The sequence below is a fragment of the Salinibacterium sp. G-O1 genome, assembly GCF_030063305.1.
GTDB lineage: Bacteria > Actinomycetota > Actinomycetes > Actinomycetales > Microbacteriaceae > Rhodoglobus.
In genome coordinates this window covers 880,070-891,605 of sequence record NZ_JASISV010000002.1, presented here as the reverse complement: position 1 = coordinate 891,605, position 11,536 = coordinate 880,070, and the positions used below count along the sequence as shown (strand labels likewise).

Below are 11,536 nucleotides of genomic sequence, written 5' to 3'. Positions count from 1 at the left end.
CTACCGCGGTCACGGTGACCGCGGGGGTGATCAGGGGAATCCTGATGAGGAGGGTGGTGGGCGCGTTCATGCCGCTGTCTCCCGGACGATTCGCGCCGCGCCTGCCGGCACACGGAGGAATTGCGAAATGTCCACCTTGGTGACGAGGTCATGCCCCACGACGGGGATCGTGACCTCCTCGCTCGAGTTGTTGATCACAAACACGTACGAGCGATCAGCCGACGCCCGCCGAACGACCTCCACTGCGCCCGAACCACCGAGCGCACGAATCGCGACATTCGCCTCCACGAGCGCCACGCGAAACTGCTCACGCAGCGCGGTCTCGTCGAGGGCTGTGGCGATGTAGCGTGCCTCGCCGGCACCAAACATGTTGCGAGTCACGGCTGGCAGCCCGGGCACGGGGCCGTCGGTGTACCGCGAGATCGCGTCGGCCGTGGTCAGTGTGAGGCGCTCGGTCCAGAGCCCAGCGGTCGCTCCGCTGTCGAGATGGACGACGTCGCCTGGGAGGACCGGCACGAATTCCTCAACCCTCACACCGAGCATGTCCCGGAACGCGCCCGGATAGCCGCCAAGGCGGACGCGGTCGCAGTCATCGACGATGCCGCTGTTGAAGGTGACGACAGCGTGCCCGCCAGCCTCGACCCACGACGTGAGTCGCGTCGCATCATCGTCAGAGACGAGGTGGAGGCTCGGGACCACTGCCAGTCGGTAGCCGTCGAGTGAAGCTGAGGGCGACACGACGTCGACGGTGACACCGAGCTCTCGCAGTGCGCTGTACACCGCATGAACCTGCTGAAGATAGTTAACCGCCTGGCTGGGACGAGCTTCGCCGTCGGCTGCCCACCACGCCTCCCAACTGAAGAGGATCGCGACGTGAGACTCGACGCGGGTGCCGGCGACTTCGGCAAGGTCAGTCATCAGGCGCCCAAGCGCGACAGTTTCCCGCCAGACCTCGCTATCCGTTCCCGCGTGTGGGATGAGAGCGGAGTGGAATTTTTCCGCACCCTGTGGCGACGCGCGCCATTGGAAGAAACACACGCCGTCGGCACCACGCGCGATATGTGACACCGAGTTGCGGGTCATCTCGCCGGGCTGCTTCGGCAGGTTGTGTGGCTGCCAGTTGACTGCTCCAGCACTGCTCTCCATGAGCAGCCAGGGCTCGCCTTTGGCCAGCCCGCGTGTCAGATCGGCGGCGAACGACAACTCGGCGGTCGGGTTGGGCAGTCGATGGTCGAGGTAGTGGTCATTCGCAACGAGATCGACGTCGTCGACCCACGTCCAGTAGTCGAGGTTTCGAATGTGGGCGGTCACCATGAAGTTGGTGGTCACCGGGGCGGCGCTGTGGCGGCGGATCACCGCGCACTCGCTGCGGTAGTAGTCGAGAAGTTCGTCTGAACTGAATCGCTGAAAATCGAGGCGCTGGGCGGGATTGCGCAACGAAAGGGCTGCGCGGGGCGGGAGAATCTCGTCCCAGGCGCCGTACCTCTGGCTCCAGAAGGAGGTGCCCCACGCCTCGTTGAGGGCGTCGATGGTGTCATAGCGATGACGGAGCCACGTGCGAAACGCGACAGCACTGTCGTCGTCGTAGCAGAGAGCGTTGTGGCACCCGAGCTCGTTCGAGACGTGCCACAGCGCAACGGCGGGATGCGCGCCATAGCGGGATGCCACGGCCTCGACGAGGTGGAGGGCGTACTCCCGGAAGACTGGCGAACTCGGGCACCATGCCTGCCGTCCGCCCGGATACCGCGTCGTGCCGTCTTCCGCCATGGGAAGGATCTCGGGATGCGCCGTGCTCAGCCACGGCGGGGCCGACGCGGTGCCGGTTCCGAGGTTCACGCGGATATTATTCGCGTGGAGAAGATCGATGATCTCGTCGAGGTCCGCGAAATCGAACTCGCCCTCTCGGGGCTGAATGTTCGACCAACCGAAGATGTTAAGCGCGACCAGGCCGATTCCCGCGTCGCGCATCAACCGGACGTCATCCCGCCAGACGTCGGAACCCCACTGCTCCGGGTTGTAGTCGCAGCCAAATACCATCCCGTTGGTGAGGGAACTGACCGACGTGACGGGTCCGGTGCGGGGGATGTTCACGAAGGCTCCTTTGCAATTCTGTGAACGTGCACAGAATTGGCGAAAAAGGGGGTTCGACGCCAATGTCTGGGAACGTGCACAGATTATCGAGCGCTTCTCAACCCTGTCAAGCAAGCCGGGAATATCGTTGTCCCGTGCTCCCCGCAGGCAACCGTTTACACCGCACGATGTCAGCCGCGTTTGACCGCCTTCGGAAATTCAGGAAGTCCGCCGCGCACCGCGCAGTGACTGCCGGAAGCACCGCGGCGATCTCGTCTGCCGCACCGCATTTCCTGAATTTCCGAAGGTTGGACGGCGTGGAGCATCTGCTGGCGGCGTCGGCCCCGCCTGCACGGGGAGCGGCCGGCGTTCCGGTACCGTATACCCAGCATCCGAGACCACAGAAAGGGCGGCGTCTTGTACCTGAAGAGCCTGACCCTGAAGGGGTTCAAGTCTTTCGCGCAGCCGACCACTTTCGCGTTCGAACAGGGCGTGACGTGTGTGGTGGGCCCGAACGGCTCCGGCAAGTCCAATGTGGTGGATGCCCTCGCTTGGGTCATGGGGGAGCAGGGCGCCAAGACCCTCCGCGGCGGCAAGATGGAGGACGTCATCTTCGCGGGGACGGCGACGAAAGGCCCGCTCGGTCGGGCCGAGGTCATCCTCACCATCGACAACTCCGACGGCGCACTGCCGATCGAGTACACCGAGGTCACGATCAGCCGCACGCTGTTCCGTAATGGCGGAAGCGAGTACGCGATCAACGGCGACCAGTGCCGCCTGCTCGACGTGCAGGAGCTGCTGAGCGACAGCGGCCTCGGCCGCGAGATGCACGTCATCGTCGGCCAGGGCCAGCTCGACGCTGTGCTGCGGGCCAGCCCCGAGGAACGGCGCGGTTTCATCGAGGAGGCCGCCGGCATCCTGAAGCATCGCCGCCGCAAAGAGAAGACCATTCGCAAGCTCGACGCCATGCAGGCCAACCTCCTGCGCCTTTCTGACCTCGCCGGCGAGATCAGGCGCCAGCTGAAGCCACTGGGGCATCAGGCGGAGATCGCGAAGCAGGCGGCATCCATTGCTTCGATCGTTCGGGATGCCCGAGCCAGGCTTCTGGCGGACGAGGTGGTCGAGCTTCGCGCCGCGATCACCGACTTCAGCCGCAGTGAGTCTGAGCGCAAGACCGAGCGCATCGTGCTGCAGGAGCAGCTCGACCAGGCGAAGCTGCGCGAGAGCCGGCTGGAGCACGCGCAGGTCGGCGACGCCGTGGACCTCGCCCGCCGCACCGCTTTCGGCCTCGAGTCTGCGCAGGAGCGTCTGCGAAACCTGTACACGCTCGCGAACCAGCGGCTGGCGCTGCTTGGCCAGCAGGGCGATGGGCCGTCGCTGGGCAACTCCGTCAGCCAGGCTTCGGTGGTCGAGGCTCAGGATGAGGCGAAGCGGCTTGCTGCCGGTGTCGCGGATGCTGAGGTAGCGGTGGGCATCGCCGCGGCAGCGTCAGCCACGGCAAAGGCGTCCCTGGATTCGCTGGATGAAGAGATCTCGGCCCAAAGCGCACTCGTTTCGCGCCACGAACTCGAGCTCGCCGGGCTCGCGTCCCGTGTGGATGTCGCACGCTCCACCCTGGCCGCCGCCCGCGGTGAGCTGCTGCGTCAGCAGAACGCCCTCGAACAGGCCGAGCAGCGTCGGGATGCCTCGCGCACCCAGTTCGACGCCCTCGAATCGACGGCAACGACGGCCGAGGAGGGTGACGGCTCGCTCGACGCCGCGTATGAGGCAGCCGAATCGCTGGTGGCACAGACCCAGGGCGAGATCGAGACCCTCCGCGACGAGCTGCACGCGGCCGAGCGGGAACGCGATGCGCTCGCCGCACGCAACTCGGCGCTGTCGCTCGCCGTCGATCAGAAAGACGGCTCCAGTGCGCTGGTTGGCGCGAAGTTGGCCGGCATCCGCGGCCTCGTCGCCGAACATGTCAAGATCGAGCCCGGGTTCGAGGCGGCCATCGCCGCGGCTCTCGGCTCCCTCGCCGACGCCGTGCTGGCGGATGATGCGGAGAGCGCATTCTCGGCTCTCGAGCATTCCGCAGCCAAAGACTTCGGTCGTGTCGAGGTGGTGCTCGCGGCGACCGCGGACGCAGCGCCGCCACGAAAGCTGCCGGGGGTGCGTGCCGCCGTCGAGGTTGTGACGGCACCGAACGGTGTGCTCGGGCTGCTGGCCGGCGTCTACGTCGCCGACGACCTGGAGGTGGCGCGCGCCGCCTTCGCCGACATCACAGATGCCACGGTCGTCACGCGCGCGGGTGACGTCCTCACGCAATACGTGCTGCGGGGCGGTTCCGGAGCGAAGCGTTCGAGGCTCGAGCTTGTCGCCGAGCGTGATGCTGCAGCCGCGAAACTTGAGGTTGTCACCACCCAGATCGAGCGCACGAGATTCGCCCTGGCCGAGCGGCGGGGCGCGCTCGAGACCGCCAAAAACGAGGCATCCACGGCACTCACCACCCTGCGAGAGCACGACGCCGCCCTCGCCGCGCAGTCCGAGCAGCTGGCCCGGTTCCGCATCCAGCTCGATGCTGCCCAGGCCGAGTGGGATCGACTCTCTTACGGCCTCGAGGTGACAGCCGAGAAGGTTCAGGATGCCGAATCCGCCGTGGAGCGCGCGAGCGCCGCCCACGACGACTACGCATCCACCCCGCGGCCCATGCTCGACGTTTCGGCCCGCGAGGGCGTGCTCGGCGAGGTGGAGGCGGCGCGTGCCGCAGAGCTTGAGCTGCGCATCCAGCTGGAGACTATCCGGGAGCGGGTCAGGGCCGAGCGGGCCAGGGCAGAGGCTCTCGCCGCGCAGCTCATCGCCGAGCGCGCCGCCGCCGAGGAGCAGGCGCGACTTACGGTCATCCGGCAACGGCAGGTCGCGGCGGCCACTGAGGTCATCGCGGCGCTTCCCACCGTGCTCGACGCCGCAGACCGTTCGGTATCGGAGGCGCGAGTTCAGCTCGCCGCGCGCGAGTCAGAACGATCGGCCCAGAACGAGGAACTGGCGAAGCTGCGTCGCGAGGAGGGTTCGCTTCGCGAGCGGTTGTTCGCGATCAGCGAGAACGTGCACGGACTCGAGATGCAGATCTACGAGAAGAAGCTGCACCTGTCGACACTGCTCGAACGCTCCGGCGAGGAGCTCGGGCTCGTCGAGGACGTGCTCGTCGCCGAGTACGGCCCGCAGGTGCCCATCCCGGACGACAACGCGCCCTCCGCACCTTCCGAAATGACGGAACCTGCGGATGCCGCGCCCGGGAATCCGGGCGATGCCGACTCGGATTCACCCTCAACTCCGTCATTTCGGAAGGTGGTGGCGGAGGAGGAAGCGGCGCCCGGGAAGCCGTTCGTGCGCATCGAGCAGCAGGCGCGCCTGGCTGCGGCCGAACGCAAGCTCGCTCAGCTCGGCCGCGTGAACCCGCTCGCGCTCGAGGAGTTCGAGGCGCTGGAGCAGCGCCACAAGTTCCTCACCGAGCAGCTCACCGACCTCACGAACACCCGCAAAGACCTGCTCACGATCATCGACGAGATCGACGAGAAGATGCAGGACATCTTCGGCTCAGCGTTCGAAGACACCCGCGTCGCCTTCAACGAGGTCTTCCCGATCCTGTTCCCCGGTGGCACCGGCAGCATCCAGCTGACCGATCCAGACAACCTGCTCACGACCGGCATCGAGGTCAGCGTGAAGCCGGCGGGCAAGAAGATCGAGCGACTGTCGCTGCTCAGCGGTGGCGAGCGATCCCTGGCCGCTGTGGCGCTGCTGATCGCGATCTTCAAGGCGCGCCCCAGCCCGTTCTACATCATGGATGAGGTCGAGGCTGCGCTCGACGACGCCAACCTCGGGCGGCTGCTCACCATCTTCCAGGACCTGCGCGAGACATCCCAGCTCATCGTCATCACGCACCAGAAGCGCACCATGGAGATCGCGGACGCCCTGTACGGCGTGAGCATGCGCGCCGACGGCATCAGTGCTGTCGTCGGCCAGCGGGTGGCTGCTGCGGCGAGCTAGATTCGATCGGCGACGGCGAGCGCCTGCCCGTTGACGCTCAGCACGTTCCAGTGATCTCCGTCGAGCCTGAACGTCGAGATCGAACCGTTGAGGATCCCATCGACCTTGCGCCCGGCGAAATCAGAGAGCGTGTACCGGATGATCGTGCCGTGGCACACGATGACGACGTCCTGTCCGGGGTAGTCGGCGGCGATGCGCGCCACTCCGGCGCGGCCACGTTCGACCACCGACGCGATGTTTTCGGCGCCAGGGTATTCACGGGACGGCCAGCGTGCGATGGCTGCGTCGGCTGAGGTGCCCTCAAGCTCTCCGTAGTCGCGCTCGGCGAGCTTCGGGTAGGCGGGGCCGAGCTCGATGCCCAGCTCCCCGGCGATGATCTCGGCGGTTTCGCGCGCGCGCTGCAGCCCCGACGACACGATCGCCGTCCAGGGGGAATCGCGCAGGGTGGCCGCGGCATCCAGGGCCTGCTGGCGGCCGACATCATTGAGCGGGATGTCGCTCGAGCCCTGAAAGAGCCCGTCGCGGTTCCAGTCGGTCTGGCCATGACGGATGAAGGCGTATGTCACTGTTTCTCCCCGGGGTGAACACCCAGTCTCCCAGATCGGCACAACTGCGACGCAGCAAGGCTAGGCCTTCACGAGCCGCCCGAGCTCAACCCCGCCGCGGTCGAGCAGCACCAAAACCTCGCCGTCGAGACCCGCGAGCTGCGCCTGCGACACCCAGCCCGGCACCGGGGCACCGTCACACGCCATCAGGGTGGAGAGTCCGGATGACGCGAGAAATCCGCCACCGGATCCGGCAGCCCAGCGACCTCCGCTGACGTTGCACCCGTCTGACCCCGTCCACGTCCCGTCGACTGCAAAGTCGACCTTGGCTCCCGTGGATACGCTGACACCCTCCGGCAACCACCGCCCTGCGATCGAGCCCACGGCGAGGTCTGCCGGCAACGGCACGGCGTCGGCGAAATACGCGCGGGTTTCGTCCGTGACCTCCGGGGGCTGGGCGAAAAACTCGGCCCCGTCAGGGAGGAGGTCAGGTGCGCCGTCGATGATGAGTTCTGCGACGGGTGAGCCCGCGGCATCCGTCAACTCCCACCCGCCCTCGGTGGGTGCGTAGCCCTCCGCTGACTCCAACCAGGGCACCTCGGGCAGCGAGGCGCTGGCGCACAGCCCACTGGCGCCGTAGACCGATGCGAGCATGAGGCCGCCTGCTCCGCGCCAGGATCCCGAAATGATGCCGCAGTCTCGCGAGAGCTGGAATTCGCCCGCGGTGAGACGCAGCCAGGTGTTTGCCGTTTCACCCTCGGCGCCTGCCACTCGCCACAGGCCCACGAGCCCGACCGCCGGCGACCCTTCGCTTTCCACCTCTGGGGGCGGGGTTGAGCTCGTGCAGCCGGAGATGAGCGCGACAGCGGCAACGGTGGCGAGCAGTCTCCCGAACATGACCCAAGCATGACAACGCGCCACCGGATGCGCTACCCATCGTTCTGTGCAACGCTCACGTCCACCCCGCTATACCCTTGCAGGATGGCATCACCGTGGTCCCTCTCCAGCGCACTCAAGGGCATGTTCGCTCGCCCCACCATCGACGACACCACGTGGGATGACCTCGAGGATGCGCTCATCTCCGCCGATTTCGGGCCGGACATCACCGAGTCGGTCGTCGATGAGCTGCGCGCGAGCGTCGCGAAGTTCCGCACGACAGATCCGGCAGACCTCAAAAGGATGCTGCGCGAGACCCTCGAGGAACGCCTCGCGAAGCTCGACCCGACCCTGCACCTGAGCAACCGCCCGGCCGTCGTGCTGGTCGTCGGGGTCAATGGCGTGGGCAAGACGACGACCATCGGGAAGTTCGCGAAGTTCCTCACCAACTACGGCCGCACGGTCGTCGTCGGTGCTGCAGACACCTTCAGGGCGGCCGCCGTCGAACAACTGGCGACGTGGGCCGAACGCGGGGGAGCCGAGATCGTGCGCCCGCAGCAGCAGGGGCAGGATCCGGCATCCGTCGCCTTCCAAACCGTGGAGCGCGCCCAGCGCGAGGGCATCGAGATCGTGCTGATCGACACGGCGGGCCGGCTTCAGACCAAGAGCGGGCTGATGGACGAGCTCGGCAAGATCCGCCGCGTCGTCGAAAAGCAGACCGAGATCGCCGAGGTGCTGCTCGTCCTCGACGCGACCACTGGACAGAACGGTCTATCACAGGCGCAGGCCTTCATCGAGCACGCCGGTGTTACCGGGCTCGTGCTGACCAAACTCGACGGCTCGGCCAAGGGCGGCTTCGTGCTTGCGGTGCAGGAGAAGACGGGCATCCCGATCAAACTGGTCGGCCAGGGTGAGGGCATCGGCGACCTGACGGGCTTCACCCCGCACGTGTTCGTGCAGGGGCTGGTCGGCTAGCCCGGAAGCGCGACGCCGACAGTGCGCTCGCTGTGGTGCACGGGTTAGACCCCGTCGACCGCGTAGCGCTGTGAGAGAGCCGCGTAGTGGTCGCCGTTGGCCCTAATACCTGCGCGCTCGTCGTCCGTGAGCTCACGCCGCACCTTCGCGGGTACGCCTGCCACGAGTGAGCCTGGCGGCACGACTGTGCCTTCGAGCACGACCGCGCCAGCAGCCACGAGCGAGCCAGCGCCAATGACGGCGTGGCTCAGTACGGTCGAGTTCATGCCGATGAGACAGTCGTCCTCGATCGTGCAGCCGTGCACGACCGCGCTGTGGCCGACGCTCACTCCCGAGCCGATGCGGAGGGGAGCGTCACCGTCGACGTGTACCACCACGTTGTCCTGGAGGTTGGTTCGCTCGCCGATCGTGATGGTGTTGCTGTCGGCTCGCAGCACGGTGCCGAAGAACGCGCTCGCACCGGCGGCGAGCGTCACAGCGCCGATGAGCGTGGCGTTAGGGGCGACCCAGGCTGACGTGTCGATCGCGGGTGTGTTGCCGTTGAACGGAACGATAAGAGGCATGGCTTCAGCGTAGCGAGGGGAGCCGTGATGCGACCTCGTGCAGCACGCTCTCTGTGCCGGCGTATATGCCAGCGGCGCGCGGCCAGTGAGTAATGACGTCGGTGAAGCCGAGCTCGGTGGCGCGGCCGACCAGTTCTTCGAAGGCGCCCACGCTTTCCAGCGCGAACTGGCCGCCCGAATCGAGAGACAGGTACCGGTCGATCGTGGCCGGGTCCCGGCCAGCAGCATCGGCCGTAGCATCCAGCCGGCGTGCGAGGGCGGCGACGCCCGACCACCACTGCTGACCGACGAGGCCGTCCGGCCCGGTGGTCGCCCAACCCTGGGCGTGCTTCGCGACCACCCCGAGGCCTTTCGGCCCGTTGGCGGCGATCACGAAGGGCACCCGCGGCTTCTGCGCGGGCATCCCGACCATCCGCGCGTTCACGGCCTCGAACCACTCGCCGTGGCGGGTGATTCCGCCCGACCCCGGCACCTCGAAGCGCAGCAGTTCGTCGAGCCCGTCGACGAACTCAACGAAGCGTGCGTGCCGTTGGCCCGGGGTGAGCTCGGGTTGGCCGAGTACAAAGGCGTCGAAGCCGGTTCCGCCCGACCCGATTCCCAGCAACACACGGCCGCCGGCGATGTCGTCGAGCGTTGCGACATCCTTGGCGAAGGTCACGGGATGTCGAAAGTTAGGCGAGGAGACGAACGTGCCGATGCGGATGGTCGACGTGACAGTGGCGGCCGCGACGAGTGTCGGAATCGTCGCGCCCCATGGCTCGTCGGCGAGGCTGCGCCACGACAAGTGGTCATAGGTCCAGGCGTGGTCGAAGCCCAGGGATTCCGCGTCAGCCCAGGTGCGGCGGGCACTGGCCCATGGTTCCTGGGGAAGGATGACGATACCGAAGCGCATGTGGCGAGCCTAGGGTGCTCGGCAGCAGTTAAACTGGCTGCACCATGGCACTTTTCGGAAACCTCACTGATCGTCTCGCCGATACGTTCAAGAACCTGCGCGGCAAGGGCAAGCTCAGCCCCGCAGATATCGACGGAACGGTCCGCGAGATCCGCCGCGCGCTGCTCGACGCCGACGTTGCGCTCGAAGTCGTCAAAGAATTCACGGGCCGCGTGCGCGACCGCGCTCTGGGCGATGAGGTTTCGAAGTCGCTGAACCCCGCCCAGCAGGTGGTGCAGATCGTCAACGACGAGCTGGTGACGATCCTCGGTGGCGAGACCCGTCGCATCCAGTTCGCCAAGTCTGGCCCCACGGTCATCATGCTCGCCGGCCTTCAGGGTGCTGGTAAGACCACGCTCGCCGGCAAGCTCGCGAAGTGGCTCAAGTCCGAGGGTCACACCCCGATGCTGGTCGCGGCCGACCTCCAGCGCCCAAACGCCGTCACGCAGCTGCAGGTGGTGGGCGAGCAGGCTGGGGTCGCCGTCTACGCTCCCGAGCCTGGCAATGGCAAGGGTGATCCGGTTCGGGTCGCCAAGGACGCCCTCAAGGAGGCCAACCGTAAGCAGTACGACGTGGTCATCGTCGATACGGCCGGCCGTCTCGGTGTCGACGCCGAGCTGATGAAGCAGGCCGCCAACATCCGTAAGGCGGTCGATCCCGACGAGGTTCTCTTCGTCATCGACGCCATGATCGGTCAGGATGCCGTCACCACCGCTCGCGCCTTCCAGGACGGTGTCGACTTCACGGGTGTCGTGCTCTCCAAGCTCGACGGTGACGCCAGGGGCGGTGCCGCGCTATCCGTCGCGAGCGTCACGGGTCGCCCGATCCTCTTCGCCAGCACGGGGGAGTCGCTGGACGACTTCGAGCCGTTCCACCCCGATCGCATGGCAAGCCGCATCCTGGATCTCGGTGACATCCTCACCCTCATCGAGCAGGCGCAGAAGAATTTCGACGAGGAGGAGTCGCGCAAGGTCGCGGAGAAGTTCGCGACAGACACTTTCACCCTCGAGGATTTCCTCGCCCAGATGCAGCAACTCAAGAACATGGGCTCGATTAAGAGCATGCTCGGGATGCTGCCTGGCGCGAAGGGTATGCGCGACCAGCTCGAGAACTTCGACGAGTCCGAGATCACCCGCACCGAGGCGATCATCCAGTCGATGACCCTGCAGGAGCGCCGGGTTCCGAAGCTTCTCAATGGTTCACGCCGTGTTCGTATCGCGCGTGGTTCCGGCACGACCGTCACCGAGGTCAACGCTCTCGTCAACCGCTTCGAGCAGGCGGCGAAGATGATGAAGACCGTTGCCCGCGGTGGCACGCCGCAGATTCCGGGCATGGGCCCGATTCCCGGCCAGAAGTTCGGTGGGGCGAAGCAACAGCAGAAGAAAAAGGGCTCGAAGTCGGGTAACCCGGCAAAGCGCGCTGCCGAGAACGCTGCATTGGCTGCGCCAAAGCCGGCGGCGGCAGCGGGCTCCGGTTTTGGTCTGGGTTCCACGCCCGGTGGCCCGAGCGAAGAAGAACTCGCCAGCCTCCAGAAATTTCTCGGCCGCTGA

General features: G+C 66.6%; 8 protein-coding genes. 3 read left to right on the top strand and 5 right to left on the bottom strand.

Annotated features, from left to right (window positions below):
* Positions 1–66: 66 nt before the first annotated feature.
* A complete protein-coding gene (locus tag QMG83_RS10740) occupies positions 67–2,037 on the bottom strand; it encodes a beta-galactosidase (protein ID WP_283505565.1) in 1,971 nt (656 codons plus the stop codon).
* A gap of 450 nt (positions 2,038–2,487) precedes the next feature.
* Between QMG83_RS10740 and smc the strand changes: the two genes are divergently transcribed.
* Positions 2,488–6,096, top strand: a complete 3,609-nt coding sequence (gene smc / locus QMG83_RS10735) for a chromosome segregation protein SMC (RefSeq protein ID WP_283505350.1) — start codon at positions 2,488–2,490, stop codon at positions 6,094–6,096.
* Here smc and QMG83_RS10730 read toward each other — a convergent pair.
* The gene (locus QMG83_RS10730; protein ID WP_283505349.1) at positions 6,093–6,662 is read right to left on the bottom strand and encodes a histidine phosphatase family protein; all 570 of its coding nucleotides are present in this window, start codon (positions 6,660–6,662) and stop codon (positions 6,093–6,095) included. The genes smc and QMG83_RS10730 overlap by 4 nt on opposite strands.
* A gap of 60 nt (positions 6,663–6,722) precedes the next feature.
* Positions 6,723–7,538: an META domain-containing protein gene (locus tag QMG83_RS10725; protein ID WP_283505348.1), complete on the bottom strand. Its 816-nt coding sequence runs from the start codon at positions 7,536–7,538 to the stop codon at positions 6,723–6,725.
* 84 nt (positions 7,539–7,622) lie between these two features.
* Between QMG83_RS10725 and ftsY the strand changes: the two genes are divergently transcribed.
* Positions 7,623–8,492: a signal recognition particle-docking protein FtsY gene (gene ftsY, locus QMG83_RS10720; protein WP_283505347.1), complete on the top strand. Its 870-nt coding sequence runs from the start codon at positions 7,623–7,625 to the stop codon at positions 8,490–8,492.
* 44 nt (positions 8,493–8,536) lie between these two features.
* Here the strand turns inward: ftsY and QMG83_RS10715 are convergent, their stop codons facing one another.
* Together QMG83_RS10715 and QMG83_RS10710 are read right to left on the bottom strand one after the other, a co-directional pair.
* On the bottom strand, positions 8,537–9,055 hold the full coding sequence (locus QMG83_RS10715; RefSeq protein ID WP_283505346.1) for a gamma carbonic anhydrase family protein: 519 nt from the start codon (positions 9,053–9,055) through the stop codon (positions 8,537–8,539).
* 4 nt (positions 9,056–9,059) lie between these two features.
* A complete protein-coding gene (locus QMG83_RS10710) occupies positions 9,060–9,947 on the bottom strand; it encodes an LLM class flavin-dependent oxidoreductase (RefSeq protein WP_283505345.1) in 888 nt (295 codons plus the stop codon).
* Between the two features lie 44 nt (positions 9,948–9,991).
* On the opposite strand from QMG83_RS10710, the gene ffh reads away from it, so the two are divergent.
* Complete coding sequence (ffh, locus tag QMG83_RS10705; protein WP_283505344.1) at positions 9,992–11,536, top strand: signal recognition particle protein; 1,545 nt, start codon at positions 9,992–9,994, stop codon at positions 11,534–11,536.